Source organism: Actinomadura sp. NPDC047616 (genome assembly GCF_040642915.1).
GTDB lineage: Bacteria > Actinomycetota > Actinomycetes > Streptosporangiales > Streptosporangiaceae > Spirillospora > Spirillospora miaoliensis.
In genome coordinates this window covers 143,708-158,433 of sequence record NZ_JBEYTB010000018.1, presented here as the reverse complement: position 1 = coordinate 158,433, position 14,726 = coordinate 143,708, and the positions used below count along the sequence as shown (strand labels likewise).

General features: G+C 73.4%; 13 protein-coding genes. 7 read left to right on the top strand and 6 right to left on the bottom strand.

Translation table 11 applies throughout. The features are described 5' to 3' along the window. Positions 1 to 163 precede the first annotated feature (163 nt). The gene (locus ABZ801_RS34340) at positions 164 to 964 is read left to right on the top strand and encodes a site-specific integrase (RefSeq protein ID WP_360706075.1); all 801 of its coding nucleotides are present in this window, start codon (positions 164 to 166) and stop codon (positions 962 to 964) included. On the opposite strand, the gene ABZ801_RS34335 is transcribed toward ABZ801_RS34340, so the two are convergent. Beyond that, positions 959 to 2,437, bottom strand: coding sequence for a PLP-dependent aminotransferase family protein (locus ABZ801_RS34335; RefSeq protein ID WP_360706072.1), 1,479 nt, complete (start codon positions 2,435 to 2,437; stop codon positions 959 to 961). The genes ABZ801_RS34340 and ABZ801_RS34335 overlap by 6 nt on opposite strands. Before the next feature lie 29 nt (positions 2,438 to 2,466). Between ABZ801_RS34335 and ABZ801_RS34330 the strand changes: the two genes are divergently transcribed. Further along, positions 2,467 to 3,297 (top strand): L-histidine N(alpha)-methyltransferase, encoded by an 831-nt coding sequence (locus ABZ801_RS34330; RefSeq protein ID WP_360706069.1) that lies wholly within the window; start codon positions 2,467 to 2,469, stop codon positions 3,295 to 3,297. Between the two features lie 30 nt (positions 3,298 to 3,327). On the opposite strand, the gene ABZ801_RS34325 is transcribed toward ABZ801_RS34330, so the two are convergent. Together ABZ801_RS34325 and ABZ801_RS34320 are read right to left on the bottom strand one after the other, a co-directional pair. Next, complete coding sequence (locus ABZ801_RS34325) at positions 3,328 to 4,557, bottom strand: GNAT family N-acetyltransferase (RefSeq protein ID WP_360706067.1); 1,230 nt, start codon at positions 4,555 to 4,557, stop codon at positions 3,328 to 3,330. 41 nt (positions 4,558 to 4,598) lie between these two features. Further along, positions 4,599 to 5,192 (bottom strand): TetR/AcrR family transcriptional regulator, encoded by a 594-nt coding sequence (locus ABZ801_RS34320; RefSeq protein ID WP_360706064.1) that lies wholly within the window; start codon positions 5,190 to 5,192, stop codon positions 4,599 to 4,601. 128 nt (positions 5,193 to 5,320) lie between these two features. Here ABZ801_RS34320 and ABZ801_RS34315 point away from each other — a divergent pair, with 128 nt between their 5' ends. Further along, a complete protein-coding gene (locus ABZ801_RS34315) occupies positions 5,321 to 7,084 on the top strand; it encodes an ABC transporter ATP-binding protein (protein WP_360706199.1) in 1,764 nt (587 codons plus the stop codon). Between the two features lies 1 nt (position 7,085). Here ABZ801_RS34315 and ABZ801_RS34310 read toward each other — a convergent pair whose 3' ends face one another. Further along, positions 7,086 to 8,327, bottom strand: a complete 1,242-nt coding sequence (locus ABZ801_RS34310; protein ID WP_360706061.1) for an amidase — start codon at positions 8,325 to 8,327, stop codon at positions 7,086 to 7,088. 153 nt (positions 8,328 to 8,480) lie between these two features. On the opposite strand from ABZ801_RS34310, the gene ABZ801_RS34305 reads away from it, so the two are divergent. The 3 genes from ABZ801_RS34305 (at position 8,481) to ABZ801_RS34295 (ending at position 11,399) form a co-directional block, all read left to right on the top strand. Then, positions 8,481 to 9,446 carry a YafY family protein gene (locus ABZ801_RS34305; protein WP_360706058.1) on the top strand — a complete coding sequence of 322 codons (966 nt, stop codon included), beginning with the start codon at positions 8,481 to 8,483 and terminating at the stop codon, positions 9,444 to 9,446. A 121-nt stretch (positions 9,447 to 9,567) separates the two neighbouring features. Beyond that, positions 9,568 to 10,557: an ATP-binding cassette domain-containing protein gene (locus tag ABZ801_RS34300; RefSeq protein ID WP_360706055.1), complete on the top strand. Its 990-nt coding sequence runs from the start codon at positions 9,568 to 9,570 to the stop codon at positions 10,555 to 10,557. After that, on the top strand, positions 10,557 to 11,399 hold the full coding sequence (locus ABZ801_RS34295) for an ABC transporter permease (RefSeq protein ID WP_360706052.1): 843 nt from the start codon (positions 10,557 to 10,559) through the stop codon (positions 11,397 to 11,399). Before ABZ801_RS34300 ends, ABZ801_RS34295 begins: the two co-directional genes overlap by 1 nt. A 28-nt stretch (positions 11,400 to 11,427) precedes the next feature. Here the strand turns inward: ABZ801_RS34295 and ABZ801_RS34290 are convergent, their stop codons facing one another. Both ABZ801_RS34290 and ABZ801_RS34285 read right to left on the bottom strand, forming a co-directional pair. Beyond that, on the bottom strand, positions 11,428 to 12,378 hold the full coding sequence (locus ABZ801_RS34290; protein WP_360706049.1) for a squalene/phytoene synthase family protein: 951 nt from the start codon (positions 12,376 to 12,378) through the stop codon (positions 11,428 to 11,430). After that, positions 12,375 to 13,466: an undecaprenyl diphosphate synthase family protein gene (locus tag ABZ801_RS34285; RefSeq protein ID WP_360706046.1), complete on the bottom strand. Its 1,092-nt coding sequence runs from the start codon at positions 13,464 to 13,466 to the stop codon at positions 12,375 to 12,377. The genes ABZ801_RS34290 and ABZ801_RS34285 overlap by 4 nt, the downstream gene beginning before the upstream one ends. Positions 13,467 to 13,695: 229 nt before the next feature. Here ABZ801_RS34285 and ABZ801_RS34280 point away from each other — a divergent pair, with 229 nt between their 5' ends. Further along, complete coding sequence (locus ABZ801_RS34280) at positions 13,696 to 14,718, top strand: polyprenyl synthetase family protein (protein ID WP_360706043.1); 1,023 nt, start codon at positions 13,696 to 13,698, stop codon at positions 14,716 to 14,718. Positions 14,719 to 14,726: the final 8 nt, after the last annotated feature.

Genomic DNA, 14,726 nt, shown 5'->3' with positions numbered 1-14,726 from the left:
GGTGGACGCGGGACGCAATCCGTTCCTGGTGTACGTGGCGTCTCTGGAGAGTCCGCGGTCGCGGCGGGCGATGAGTGCGTGTCTGCACAGGCTGGCGGCGTTGTTCCACACCGCTTCGGGGCGGGATCCCGGGCCCTCGCCCGCTGAGACGTTTCCGTGGGCGATGTTGCGGGCCGAGCACACCGCGGCGTTGCGGTCGCTGATCGCGGCGCAGACCACGCCCGGGCCGGACGGTGAGGAGCGTCCGTGGTCGCCGGCCTACCGCAACCAGCACCTGTCGGCGTTGCGCGGTGTTCTGCAGACGGCGTGGCGGCTGGGGGAGATGTCGACCGACGACTACCAGCGGGCCAAGGCCGTCAAGAACTTCAGGGGGGCGCGGCTGCCCGCCGGGCGCAGCGTGCACGCCGCCGAGTTCACCGCCCTGCTGAAGGTCTGCGCCGACGATCCGTCTCCGGCGGGGCGGCGGGACGCGGCGTTGCTGGCCGTCCTCTACACCACGGGTGCCCGGCGGGCCGAGGTGGCGGCGATGCGCCGTGAGCACTACGACCCTGGCGAGCGTTCGCTGCGCATCGTCGGCAAGGGCGACAAGGAGCGGATGGAGTACGTGCACGAGGGCGCGGCGGTGTTGCTCGGCGCGTGGCTGGCGCTCAGTGAACGGACGAAGGGGCCGATGTTCACGCCCGTGCACAAGTCGGGGGCGATCCAGCAGCGGCCGATGACGGACGCGGCCGTGCGCAACGCGGTCGTCAAACGGCGGCGGGAGGCGCGGTTGCCGCCGATGACGCCGCACGACTTCCGGCGCACGTTCATCGGCGACCTGCTGGACCAGGGCGTCGATCTGGCGACCGTGCAGCAGCTGGTCGGGCACGCGTCTCCGGCGACGACGGCGCGGTACGACCGCAGGCCCGAACGGCAGCGGCGCAATGCGGTCGACAGGCTGACGTTCCCGACCGAGGTGTCATAGCCGGCGCAGTTCCTCGCCGATGACAGCGACGCCCTCGGTGATGTCGGTCGGGGTGCTGGCGGCGTGGCCGAGGACGAGCCCGGGACGGTGCGGCCGCTGGGCGTGCCAGGACAGCGGCTGGGTCTTGACGCCGCGGGCCAGCGCCGCCGCGGCCAGGGCCACGTCGGAGAACGCGCCGTCGAAGGTCATCGTCAGGTGCAGGCCCGCGGCGGCGCCGTGCACGGACGCGTCCGGCAGGTGCGCGCCGATCGCCCGGATCATGGCGTCGCGGCGCCGGCGGTGGCGTCGGCGCAGGTAGCGCAGTTGGCGTTCCATGTCGCCGGACTGCATGAGCCGCGCCAGGACCAGTTGCGGCAACGCGGCGTTGCCCAGGTCGTTGAAGCGTTTGGCGTCCACGACCGCGTCCCGGTATCTGGGCGGCGCGAGCAGCCAGCCGATGCGCAGCGCCGGCGCCAGCAGCTTGGACACGGTCCCGGCGTAGAAGACCCGTTCGGGCAGCATGGCGCGCACGGCGGCGACGGGTGGACGGTCGTAGCGGTGTTCGGCGTCGTAGTCGTCCTCGACGATCAGGCCTCCGGCGGCGGCCCACCGCATCAGCGCGCGTCGTCGTTCCCCGCCCAGCACCACGCCCATCGGGAACTGGTGCGCCGGGGTGAGCAGGACGGACGGCGCGTCCCCCAGCGCCTCCACCCGCAGGCCCTCGGAGTCGACGGGGACGGGCGGGGTGTCCAGGCCCCAGTACCGCAGGTGCATGCGCGCGCCGAGCGACCCCGGGTCCTCCACGGCCATGGCGGTGATCCCGTCGTCGCGCAGCACCTGGGCGATGAGGCCCATCGCCTGGCTGGTGCCCGCGACGATGATGACCTCCTCCGGGTCGACCTTGATTCCGCGGTTGGGGGCCAGCCAGGCGGCGACGGCGCGGCGCAGCGCGGGCGTTCCGCGCGGGTCGCCGTAGCCGAAGTCGGCCGCCGGGAGTTCGCCGATGACGGCGCGTTCGGCGCGCAGCCACGCCGACCGGGGGAACGCGGCCAGGTCGGGCAGGCCGGGGGACAGGTCGATCCGGGCGGGGGACGTGCGCAGCGCGTCGAAGATGTCGGCGCCGGGGGTGGAGTCGAACACGGCGGTCTTCCGTGGGACGACGGTCGGCTCCGGCGCCGCCGTCCCCGAAGTCGACACCGGGGCCGCGACGACGACCGTGCCCGCGCGTCCGCGGCCGGCGACGTGACCGTCCTCGCCGAGCCGCCGGTAGGCCTCGGTGACGACGCCGCGTGACACGCCCAGCTGTGCGGCGAGCACGCGGGTGGCGGGAAGCCTGCTGCCGACCGGAAGCCGTCCGTCGGCGATGGCGAGCCGCAGGCGCCGCGCCAGCCAGTCCGACAGCCCGCCGGGTGGCGCGTCCCGCACGTCCAGTTGGAGGAAGTCGGCGCCGGCCGTTATGGACCGGTCGACCTGGTCGTGATTGGACCTGGGCATCGGGCCATAATGCCAGCAGGGTGGCAGGCATGAACACTGACATCCTCCCGGGCAGACGCTACGTCCACGGATACTCCGAGCACGAGATGCACAGGCTGGGCGATCAGGCCGACACGCTGGCGACGTTGCTGCACTCCGGCACCGCCTACCCGGACGGCAGCAGGGTGCTGGAGGTGGGCTGCGGCGTCGGCGCGCAGACCGTGCACCTGGTGGCGGGCAGCCCGGGCGCGCACATCGTGGCGGTCGACGTGTCCGAGGACTCGCTGGAGCGGGCCCGCGCGCGCGTCGCCGCCGAAAGGCCCGGCGCCCGCGTCGAATGGCATCACGCCGACCTGTTCGACCTGCCGTTCCCCGACGCGGCGTTCGACCACCTGTTCGTGTGCTTCGTCCTGGAGCATCTGCGGGACCCGGCGCGGGCACTGGCCGGGCTACGGCGCGTGCTGGCACCGGGCGGCACGATCACGGTGATCGAAGGGGACCACGGCTCGGCGATCTTCCACCCCGACAGCCGCTACGCGCAGGCGACGATCGAGTGCCAGGTCCGCCTGCAGGCCGCCGCGGGCGGGGACGCCCTGGTGGGACGGCGGTTGCAGCCGCTGCTGTTCGAGGCCGGGTACACCGACGTCGCGGTCGGCCCGCGCACCGTCTACGCCGACCGGACCCGTCCCGCGCTGGTGGAGGGCTTCACCCGCAACACCTTCATCGCGATGGTCGAGTCGGTGCGGGACGACGCGCTGGCCGCCGGGCTGATCACGTCGCCCGAATGGGACCGCGGCATCGCCGACCTGCGCCGTACCGCCGACCCCAACGGCACCTTCCACTACACGTTCTTCAAGGCCGTCGCCGTCAACCCGCGGTAGGGCGTCCCGTGCCGTGAGGATCTGTGCCGGTCAGAAGTCGTCGGCGCAGAAGGGGGCCAGCGGAACGGCGAGGGCGGCGTCGAGGCGGGCGGCGGCGCCCGGCGTGTGCTCGGTGACGATCCCGGTGCGCACCAGTTGTGTGGCCTGGAAGCCGCCCAGGTAGACCGAGCCCAGGTCACGCACGTCGAGTGTGAGGTCGGGGGCGGCGTCGACGCGTTCGCACGCCGCCTGGGCCCGGCCGGGACGGGTGCGCAGCCGCCACGTCCCCTGGTTGGCGGGCAGGCGGTCGTCGTGGACGCGCAGCACCAGCTCGTCGGTGGTGGCCCAGCCCCGTGCGGCCAGGGCCGCCGGGACGTCGACGAGCCGCAGCCACAGCATGCCGCGGTCGCGGATCACGGTGACCTGGTCGGGGTCGGCGGCCATGAGGGGCAGTGGCTCGTCCACCGGCAGCGACCAGCCCTTGACCTGCTCGGTCAGGTCGATGGAGACGAGATAGCGCCACAGCGCCGCGTGCACCCGGGCGTCGTCGGCCTCCAGTTCCTCCAGGTGGACGACGGCGGGCGTGCCGGCGTCCTCGTCCCCGTGACGGGTGCGGTATATCGCGTAGCCGCCGGGGTCGCCGTCCAGGACGACGACGCGCGGGACGGTGCGTTCCTCGTCGTCCTGCGAGAGCCGGGGCACGGTCATGTGCGACCACCACTCGGGGGCGCGGCGCAGCTGGCCGGGGCGACGGGCGACGGCGCGTTCGTACAGCGGGCCCAGCACCTCGGCGGCGCGCTCGTAGGGCACCATCCGCAGCGGCCGCGGGTCGGGTTCGACGCGCAGGCCGAGCGGACGGGAGGAGTCGACCTCGACCGACAGGGCGCGGGTGGCCACGCCGAAGCCGAAGCGTCCGTAGATGGCGGCCTCGGCGGCGTACAGGGCGGCCAGCGGCTGCCCGCGCTCGGCGGCCGTCTCCCACAGCCGGTCGATCATGGCGGTCAGCACGCCGCGCCGACGGTGCGTGGGCAGCACGCCGACCAGGGTGACGCCCGCGCAGTCCAGTTCGCCGCCGGGCACCGACAGGCGCAGCGGCACGGCGGCCAGGAAGCCGACCAGCTCGTCGCCCTCGTAGGCGCCGACACGGTCGGCGCGGCGCGGCAACCAGGTCAGGCGTTCGCGTGCGTCGGCGTCGGTGCGCTGGTGGAAGACGGTGTCGGCCAGGTCGAGGACCTTGTCCAGGTCGCTTTCGGGTACGGGTCGGATGCGCAGGTCGGTCACCCGTCAACGCTAGGCGTCCACCGGCCGCCGCCTCCAGCGATTTACGGGGCGATGGACTTGCGCAGGGTGCGCAGGCACAGGGTCAGCGCGGCGTGGCGGGGCATCTTGTGCTCGCGGGCGTGCTGCCAGGCCGTGTAGAGCAGCCCCCACAGCAGGTTCGGGATCCACTCGACGTCCATCTCCGGGTCGATGGTCCCCTCGGCGTGGCCGCGTTCGATGAGGCCCCTCAGCGCGAGGTCGGCCGGGGTGCACTCGTCCCAGCCGGACCAGTCCATCAGCTGCGGCATCTCGAACGCGAGCATGAGGCGGTCGCCGAGCTCGAAGAACTCCTGGCAGAGCCGTTCCAGCGCCTTGGGCGCCGGGCCGTCGTCGAGGCGGGCGCGGTCGGTGGCCTCGGCGATCCGGTCGAGGACGTCCCTGCCCATCGCGGCCAGCAGGTCGGACCGCTCGGGGAAGTAGCGGTGGACGGTGGTGCGGCCGACCCCGGCGGCGGCCGCGACGTCGCTGAGGGAGGCGCCCGGGTCGGTGGACAGCACGGTGACGGCGGCGTCGAGGATGGCCCGTCGCGTCCGCGCCCGCGTTCCGCCTTCGGGCTGCGCCGACCTCCTGTCCGCTTCCGTCCGTGTGTCGCCCATGCGCATACGGTAGCGCGTATTCAAGTTCGAAACTCTTTTGCCCTCTATGGAACAAGTATGTTCCAATCGACGGCATGACTGTTCCAAGCGGTCGTCAGGCCGCGGATCACCGGACGTCCATGAGGCGCATGCGCGTCCTGTGGTCGTTCGCGCGCCCCCACACCGGCACGCTGGTGCTGGGACTGCTGCTGGCGTTGCTGGGCTCGGGGCTCGGGCTGGCCACGCCGATGGTCACCAAGTGGGTGCTGGACGCGCTCGGCGAGTCGGCGTCGCTGACCGGTCCCGTCGTGACGCTGCTGGTGCTGTTCGCGGTCGGCGGCCTGGTCGCGTTCTTGCAGTGGACCCTGCTGGGAACGCTGGGGGAACGCGTGGTGCTGGAGGCCCGCGAGTCCATGGTGCGGCGCTTCCTGCGCGCCACCGTGCCCGCCGTCACCCGCCACCCCACGGGCGAGCTGGTCACCCGGGTCACCTCCGACACCGTGCTGCTGCGCGAGGCCGCCACGGGCGCGCTGGTCGGCCTGATCAACGGGGCGGTGATGCTGGTCGGCACGCTGGCGCTGATGGCGGTGCTCGACCTGGTGCTGCTGGCCACCACCGTGGCGGCGGTCGTGCTGGTCGGCGTCCTGTTCGGGGTGCTGATGCCGGGCATCGCCAAGTCGCAGCAGCGCGCCCAGGAGCACATCGGACGGCTCGGCGGGGTGCTGGAGGGCACGCTGCGCGCCGTCCGCACCGTGAAGGTGAGCCGCGCCGAGCACCGCACCGCCGAGCGGATCGTGGCCGACGCCCGTTCGTCGGCCGAGTTCGGGGTGCGGGCGGTGCGCCGCGAGGCTTTGGCCTGGACGATCTCGTGGTCGGGCATCCAGATGGCGATCATCCTGATCCTGGCCGTGGGGGCGTGGCGGACGGCCGAGGGCCAGCTGCCGGTGTCGAGCCTGATCGCGTTCCTGCTGTACGCGTTCGGGCTCATGGAACCGATCACGGAGCTGAGCCAGAACCTCACCGCGCTGCAGTCGGGGATCGCCGCCGCCGAACGCATCCGCCAGATCGACGACCTGGAGATCGAGCCCGCCGCCCGGGACCGGCCCGTCCGCGAGCCGCGGCCGGCGACCGCCCGTGGCCGCGATGCCGAGGGGCCCGTCCTGGAGCTGCGGAACGTCACCGCCGCCTACGGACCGGACGCCGCTCCGGCCGTGCGCGGCGTCGACCTGGCGATTCCCCGCCGCGGGCACGTCGCGATCGTCGGCCCGTCGGGGGCGGGCAAGACGACGCTGTTCTCCCTCATCCTGCGGTTCCTGGAACCACAGGACGGCGAACTGCTGCTCGACGGCCGCCCGTACCGTGACCTCGCCCATGACGAGATCCGGTCCCATCTGGCCTACGTGGAGCAGGACACCCCGATCGTGCCGGGCACCATCCGCGACAACCTGCTGTTCTCCCATCCCGAGGCGTCCGAGGAGGAGGTCAGGCGGGTACTGGCGGCCGTCCGGCTCGACGCCAAGATGCAGGGCCTGCCCGACGGCCTGGACACGCCGCTGTCGGGCACGACCGTCTCGGGCGGGGAGCGCCAGCGCATCGCGCTCGCCCGCGCGCTGCTGCGCACGCCGGACGTGCTGCTGCTGGACGAGGCGACCGCGCAGCTCGACGGGCTCACCGAGGCCGCCGTCCACGACTGCATCCGTTCGCGCGCCGACTCCGGGGCCGTGGTGACGATCGCGCACCGGCTGTCGACCGTGATCGACGCGGACACCATCGTGGTGCTGGAGGCCGGCCGCGTCCGCGCCAGCGGCGGCCACGAGGAACTGCTGGCCACCGACGCGCTGTACCGGGAACTCGTCGAGGCGCTTCGCATCGCCGAACGCGCCGCCGCACCCCACGGCTCGGGCGCCGCCTAGCCTAGTAGCGGGCGGCGGGCCTGGCCGGAGCGGAGGTCTGGGCGGAGGCGGAGGTTGAGGCGGAGGCCAGGACGGGCCAGGGCGCGTGCCGCTCCACGGCGGCGGCGACGCGCAGCAGGGTGGCCTCGTGGCCGTGCGGCGCGACGACCTGCAGCCCGACGGGCGTGCCGTCACGGCCGAACCCGGCGGGGATGCTGATGGCGGGGTGGCCGCTGACGTTGAACCCCCAGGTGAGGCTGACGCTCAGGGCCGTGCCGGGCCCGGCGTGCCCGTGCGCGGGGATCGGTGTCGCCGGGGTCAGCAGCACGTCGGCCCGGTCGAACACCTCGCGCAGGCGGGCGTCATTGACCGACCGAAGCTGCGCGGCGGCCGACGGGGACGGCCGTTCCCGCATCTCCCGCCACGCCGGTTCGGGGTCCAGCAGCCGGACGGGCCCGGGCCGCCAGGCGATCACGCCCGCCTCGCTCAGCCGGTCGGCGGCGGCGCGGGCGACGGCGGCCTGCTCCGGGTCGACGGCGGCGAACCCCAGGGACGTCGACCAGGCGGCGCGCAGCCCGGCCGGGACGTCGTCGTCGACGGTGAACGGCTCGTCCAGCAGCACCGACAGGTGCAGGGCGGCGTCGCGTGCCGTGCGGACCACCGCGCCGAGCGCCGCCAGCCCTGACGGGTCGCGGGTGGGCACGCGCCCGTTGGTCGGCTTGAGCGCGAGCACCCCGCACCAGGCGGCGGGGATGCGCAGCGAGCCGGCGCCGTCGCTGCCGGTGGCCAGCGGCACGATCCCCGCGGCCACCGCCGCGGCGGAACCGGCCGACGAGCCGCCGGGCGTGCGGTCGGCGCGCCACGGGTTGAGGGTGGGGCCGCGGTCGGTGTGTCCCCAGGTCTGCCAGTCGGTGCTCGGCCGGGGCACCGACGTCAGCCCCACCACCACGCATCCTTCGCGGCGCAGCCGTTCGGTCTGCGGCGCCTGGATCCGCTGCCAGGCCTTGACGGCGATCGGCACGCCCGCGAGCCGCGGCCGCTCTCCGCGGGCCACCGCCCGGTCGACCGCCCGCGCGGTGGCCAGGGCCTGGTCGGGCCAGGTGTCGCGGAACGCGCGCAGCCGCGGGTCGACGTCGTCCAGCCGTGCCAGCGCGGCGGTCACCATGTCGACCGCCGACGCCTCGCGCCGCGTCACCATCCCCGCCACCGCGGTCGCGTCCATTGCCGCCGGGCCGTCGTCCATAGCCGCCAGGCCGTCGTCCATGCGCCCCTGCCTTCACTTGCGGCCCCGCCCCCAGGACGCGATCGCTGTCGAGTTCGATGAGTCCGACAGACTACGCGCGCCCGCCGACGGTGACGATGCCGAACCCATGAGTGTAGGTCGGATCCCGTCCTGGACCTCGGGGACGATGGACGCATGGCGGATGCGTCGGCGCGGCTGTTGAACCTGCTGTCCCTGTTGCAGACTCCCCGCGAATGGCCGGGCGCCGAGCTGGCCGCGCGGCTGGGCGTCAGCACCCGCACGATCCGCCGCGACATCGACCGGCTGCGCGAGCTGGGCTATCCGGTGGAGGCGACGATGGGCCCGGACGGCGGGTACCGGCTGGTCGCGGGCACCGCCATGCCGCCGCTGCTGCTGGACGACGAGGAGGCCGTGGCCATCGCGGTCGGGCTGCGCACGGCGGCGGGCAACCCGGTGGAGGGGATCGGGGAGGCGTCGGTGCGGGCGCTGGCCAAGCTGGAGCAGGTGCTGCCGTCGCGGCTGCGGCACCGCGTGGGCGCGTTCACCTCCGCGACCGTCCCCCTGCCCGCCGGCGACGGCCCCAGCGTGAACCCCGAGGACCTGGCCGTGCTGGCCTCGGCGGCCGCCGCCCGCGAACGCCTGCGGTTCGGCTACCGCGCGGGCGACGGCACCGAGAGCAGGCGGCTGGTGGAGCCGCATCGCCTGGTCGCCACGGGACGCCGCTGGTATCTGGTGGCCTTCGACAACGACCGCGACGACTGGCGGATCTTCCGCGTCGACCGGGTCCGGCGGCCGCACCGCACCGGCCAGCGCTGCGCTGCGCGCGAGCTGCCCGGCCGGGAGGACGCGGCCGCGTTCCTGACCCGCAAGATGAACTCGCTGCTCCCGTCCTACACCGCCGTGGTCACGCTGCACATGCCCGCCGATCGGGCCCGCGGCCGCGTCGGCGACGGTCCCGACGCGGTCGAGCCGCTCGACGACAACCGGTGCCGGGTGCGCAGCGACACCGACACCCTGGAATGGCTCGCCGCCCGGCTGATCATGCTGGGCTGCGAGTTCGAGGTGCACGAACCGCCGGAGCTCATCGCGTATTTGCGCGAGCTGAGCGCCCGCACCGCCCGCGCCGTCAGTCCGATGTGAGGGCGATCCCGCCGCGGATGCCGCCCGCCGGTGGGTCCCTTCAACCGAGTTGCGTACGCCGTACCCGGTTATCTACGCTCGTGGGCATTGACCGCGTACGGCGTACCCAGTTGGAGGGGTGATGGAGGAGCCGATCGTCGTGGCCGAGGGGCTGCGCAAACGCTTCGGCACGACGCAGGCACTGCGCGGCCTGGACCTGGCCGTCCCGGCGGGCACGGTGTGCGGGGTGCTGGGCCCCAACGGGGCGGGCAAGACGACGCTGATCAGGATCCTGGCGACGCTGGCGGACCCGGACGGGGGCCGGGCCCGCATCGCCGGGCACGACGTCGTGCGCGAGGCCGACCGGGTGCGGGCGCGCATCGGGCTGGCCGGGCAGTACGCCGCCGTCGACGAGAAGCTGACCGGCCGCGGCAACCTGCGCATGTTCGGCCGCCTGTACCACCTGCCGCGCCGCGAGGCGCACCGGCGGGCCGACGAGCTGCTGGAACGGTTCGGCCTGGCCGAGGCCGCCGACCGGCAGGTCGGCGGCTACTCCGGCGGCATGCGGCGCCGGCTGGACCTGATCACCTGCCTGATCCTGCGCCCGGCGGTGCTGTTCCTGGACGAGCCGACCACCGGCCTGGACCCGCGCAGCCGCGGCGAGATCTGGGACAGCATCCGCGAGCTGGTCGCCGACGGCACCACCGTCCTGCTGACCACGCAGTACCTGGACGAGGCGGACCGGCTCGCCGACGACATCGCCGTCGTCGACCACGGCCGCGTCATCGCCACCGGCACGCCCGACGCGCTCAAGGCCCGGCTCGGCGACCGGCTCGACGTCGTCCTGCGCGACCCCGCGCTGCTGGAGCGCGGCGCGTCCGTGCTGGCCGGGCTCGCCGGCGCCGAACCCGCCGTCGACGCCGAACACGCACGCCTCGGCGTCGCCCTGACGGGCGACACCGTGCGCCTGGCCGACGTGGTGCGCGAACTCGACCGCGCCGGGGTCGCCGCCGCCGACGTCAGCCTGCGCCGCCCGACGCTGGACGAGGTGTTCCTCAGCCTCACCGGCCGCCCCGCCACCGAACAGGCCGACGATGCCGATGAGCCGGCGCCCGTGAAGGAGGCCGTGTGATGACCGCTCCGACTATGCCCGCCCCGCCCACGTCCCTGGCCGGGCGGCTGCGCTGGACCTTCGCCGACGGCTCCGTGCTGGTCGGCCGGGAGCTGGGCAGGATCCGCCAGGAACCCGGCCAGCTCGTCGCCGCGCTGATCTTCCCGGGGATCCTCGTGGTGATGTTCGGCTATGTGTTCGGCAGCGCCATCCAGGTGCCCGGCGGCGGCGACTACCGCGAGTACCTGATGCCCGGGCTGTTCTCCATGATCACGTTCACCTCGGTGATGGCCGTGATGATGAAGATGGCCACCGACGCCTCCCTCGGCGTCATGGACCGGTTCCGCTCCATGCCGATGGCGCGTTCCGCGGTTCCGTTCGGGCAGGTCGGCGCGGACACGCTGGTGGGCGGGCTGCTCGCCCTGGTGATCATGGTCGGTGCCGGGCTGCTGGTCGGCTGGCGCCCGCACAACGGGCCGGTCGCCACCGCCGAGGCGTTCGCGCTGCTGCTCCTGCTGCGGTACGCGCTGAGCTGGGTGGGCTGCTACCTGGGCCTGGTGGTGCGCGACGAGCGGACCGCCGACCAGTTCGTCCCGCTGTCGCTGCCGTTCTCGATGCTGTCGAACTCGTTCGTCCCGACCGACGGGATGCCCGCCTGGCTGCGCGTGGTGGCCGAGTGGAACCCGGTCAGCGCGATCACCGCGGCCTGCCGCGACCTGTTCGGCAACCCCGGCGCCCCCGCCGGAGACGACCTGCCGTGGCCGCTGGCCCACCCGGTCGCGGCGGTCCTGCTGTGGTCGGCCGTGCTGCTGGCGGTGTTCGTGCCGCTGTCGGTCCGCACCTACCAGCGCCGCGGCCGCTGACCGACGCGCCGTTCCCGCCGGGGGACGCTCATGCGCGGTTTCTCGAGGCGGCCGTCGCTCCGACGATGAGGCGGCTGAGCAGTATGTCCGTCAGGCCCTTGCCCAGGGCGGCAGGGCGGGGACGCAGATACCGCAGCAGACCGCGGTCGATCGCGGCTCCGCGACGCTCGGCGGCGTCCAGATGCTGGTCGTAGTACAGGACCATGCACTGGTAGCACAGCTTCATCGGCTGACGGGCGTGGTCGAGCCGGGTCCTGATCTCCCGCAGCAGGACGCGGGCCTTGGCGGCCCGGTGGGCGATCAGGGCCCGGACCGCGGGAGTGTCGCGGGCGGCCTCCAGGTCGGCGCGTGTGACACCGAAGCGCAACAGCTCGGTCTGGGGAATGGTCAGACGGCCGTCGCGGAGATCCTCCGCGAGGTCGACCAGGTGATCGACGCGTTGGGCGGCATCGATGACCAGCCACGTCAGGCGTTCCTCCGCGGGGGACACCTCCGTGCCCCAGATGGCCGCGACGAACCGGGCGGTGGTCATGACCACCCGCGCGAGATCGTCGTAGTACTCCTGTTCGGTGGCGTAGCCGGTGACGTAAAGGTGGACGGCCTGCCCCCTCAGGTGAGCCAGCACGTCGCCGTGGGAAACACGGCATACGGCGAACGTGTGCAGGAACGCGCGCAGGTACGGTTCCTCGGCCGTTCCCGTCGCCAGCGCCGCCCGGACCTGGTCGGCCCAGGCATGGAAACGCGCGGGGTCGCGCTCACCGACGGGCAGGTCCACCAATGCGTCACCCTTGACGCAGAAAGAAGCGAACGCCACCAGATGCGGCTGGATCTCCGCCGGAACCCCCAGACGCATCAGCAGGAAGATATCGGGATACCTGCGCCGCACCATGTCGGCCGCGCTGGTGTAGTCGGCGCGCAACCGGTCACCGACGATGCGCGCGGCGGTCAGCGAGTGCTCCCAGCCAGGCGCGAGACTCACGATTCACCTCGGTCGAAGCCTGGCCCGGGCACGTTCGCCCCTTCGTTCCACCTCTCGGATTCGGAGGCGTCGGCGAGGACGGCGTCCCGCTCGGCGGCCGTGTCGGCCACGTGGTCGAGAAGAATCCCGGTGAGGCGGGACGTGGCGAAGCGGGCGGTGTCACACAGGTCGCCCATCAGGCGCCCGGCGACCTCAGCGGGCAGTGTCACCAGGACCCCGGCACCGGCGGGCAGCCTGCCCAGCCCGGGCACGCGCGCCGGGACCGCGACGGCCGACGACCTCAACAGGCCGGTGGCCTTGACCGCCGCCCCCAGCAGAGAGGCCGCCGACGAACGGGCCAGAGCGGTGTCGACCGTGGGGGTGATCGCTTCGTCCGGGGGTTGTGGCTCGTCCAGAGCACGGCGCAGCCGGTAGAGCTCCAGCGCCTGGCGGAAGTGCTCGGCGGTGAAATCGGCCCACGGCACGTCCAGGAAGACCAGCTCGGCGTCGGCGCAGTGCCAGGGCAGCGCGCCTGACAGGCGATGGCGGCCACCGGTGCGAATCAGCATGTCGACCTCGGGCAGCCCGGTGTCCTGCCATAGCCGCTCGGCCAGGGCACCGACGCTGATCCCGCCGGTCGCGGCATCGCCAGCCCTCTGGGAACCTGACCCGCTACCGGCGATCAGGGCACGGACGGCGGCCGGGAGCGCCTCGCCGCCGTCGTGGGTCAGGGCCAAGGTCAGACGCAGGCCGGTGTTACCGGCGGTGAGTTCCCGGACGCGGCGGAGCCGATGCGCCACATCGTCCGTGAGCGTGGATTCTTCGCCACCCAGCAACCCGACTCGTACACCGTGGCCGTGCAAATGCTCGGCGTTCGCGTCCAGTACCGGTTCCAGCACCTTCCACGCCGTTTCCTCCGAACCACCCGAACCGGGGGCGGGAAGCAACGTCAGCCATCGCACTCCCGCCTCGATCGCGGCGTCCACCGCCGCGGCGAATCCCGTTTCCACAGCGGGCTGGACGTGGAGGCGGTCGATTTCAACGTCCCGGGGCCAAGGGGGACCGCCGTCCATGATGCAGGCGACATGCCCCGCGGGCGGCTCCGTCATGCGCTCTCCAGAGTGCCGCGAACCGTAGTGATCTGATTGCGTAACGCAGCTTAGGGGCCGCTGCGGCACCCGCCATGTATCCCCACGGCGGTATCGGCGTCGACGCGCCGACAGTGACACGACTCAGCGAACGGAAGGGCTGACGAGTGAACCGGGCGGGTATCGCCAGCCACGATGCCCCCCGACAGCTCACCGCCCGCTGTACCCCCCGTTTTCCTTGGAGACCATCGTGATCAACCATGTCGTGCGATCGGCCAGGTCAGCGGGCCGCGAACAGGAGCCTCACGAGTGGACTCCAGAGGAGGTCGACGCGGCGCTGCGGGCCGAGTTCGCCGAACGCTGGCCCGCCACGCTCCACGGCCTCGGCCGCGTCCAGCGCTATGCGCTGATCCCGCCCGGAAAGCTGGTGCGTCCGCTGCTGACGGTCTGGTCGGCCCTGGCGGTCGGCGGCCGCCTGGACCACGTGCTGCCCGTGGCGGTGGGCAGCGAGGCCGCGCACACCGCCAGCCTGATGCACGACGACATCATCGACGGCGACGACATCCGCCGATCCCGTCCCGCGGTCCACATCGCCTTCGGCGTCGAACCGGCCATCATCGCGGGCAACTCGCTGCTCATCGAGATACTCGGCTCGCTCGTCCGCGTCGCCGACCGAGGCGTGCCGCTCCAGGCCGTGCTGGAGACGATGCGGATCGCCGCCGACGCCGGCGCCGCCGCCTGCCGCGGCGCCTATGACGAACTCGCGCTGGCCGGACGGCTCGACTGCCCGGTCGACACGTACCTGGCCATGGCGCACGGCAAGACCGCCGTGTTCACCCGCGCGGCGTGCCAGTCCGGGGCCGTGCTCGGCGGCGCCGGCCCCGAGCAGGTCGACGCCCTGGCCGCCTACGGCGAGCAGTACGGCATGGCCTTCCAGATCCGCGACGACATGCTCGCCTACCGCACCGGCGACGCCACCTCCAAGAACGGCAAGCCCGCCGACAGCGACCTGCGCAACCGGCGCCCCACCCTCCCGCTCCTGCTGGCCTACCAGCGCGGCACCGGCCAGCAGCGCCGCACACTACGACGCGCGCTCACCCGCCGCGCCCCGTCCCTGCAACAGGTGCATCAGATCCTGCACGACACGGGCGCCCTGGCCCGCGCCCACCACATGGCCGACCAGTACTGGGGCCGAGCCCTCCAGGCCCTGAACCGGCTGCCGCAAAGCCGCGCGCGCACCGAACTGGCCGCCATGCCCCTGCCCGCCCCGTAGGGCGACGG

Coding starts and splice junctions, on each gene's coding strand:
- ABZ801_RS34340 (WP_360706075.1), top strand. CDS start 164: ATGTTGCGGGCCGAGCACACCGCGGCGTTGCGGTCGCTGATCGCGGCG.
- ABZ801_RS34335 (WP_360706072.1), bottom strand. CDS start 2,437: ATGCCCAGGTCCAATCACGACCAGGTCGACCGGTCCATAACGGCCGGC.
- ABZ801_RS34330 (WP_360706069.1), top strand. CDS start 2,467: ATGAACACTGACATCCTCCCGGGCAGACGCTACGTCCACGGATACTCC.
- ABZ801_RS34320 (WP_360706064.1), bottom strand. CDS start 5,192: ATGGGCGACACACGGACGGAAGCGGACAGGAGGTCGGCGCAGCCCGAA.
- ABZ801_RS34315 (WP_360706199.1), top strand. CDS start 5,321: ATGCGCGTCCTGTGGTCGTTCGCGCGCCCCCACACCGGCACGCTGGTG.
- ABZ801_RS34310 (WP_360706061.1), bottom strand. CDS start 8,327: ATGGACGACGGCCTGGCGGCTATGGACGACGGCCCGGCGGCAATGGAC.
- ABZ801_RS34305 (WP_360706058.1), top strand. CDS start 8,481: ATGGCGGATGCGTCGGCGCGGCTGTTGAACCTGCTGTCCCTGTTGCAG.
- ABZ801_RS34300 (WP_360706055.1), top strand. CDS start 9,568: ATGGAGGAGCCGATCGTCGTGGCCGAGGGGCTGCGCAAACGCTTCGGC.
- ABZ801_RS34295 (WP_360706052.1), top strand. CDS start 10,557: ATGACCGCTCCGACTATGCCCGCCCCGCCCACGTCCCTGGCCGGGCGG.
- ABZ801_RS34285 (WP_360706046.1), bottom strand. CDS start 13,466: ATGACGGAGCCGCCCGCGGGGCATGTCGCCTGCATCATGGACGGCGGT.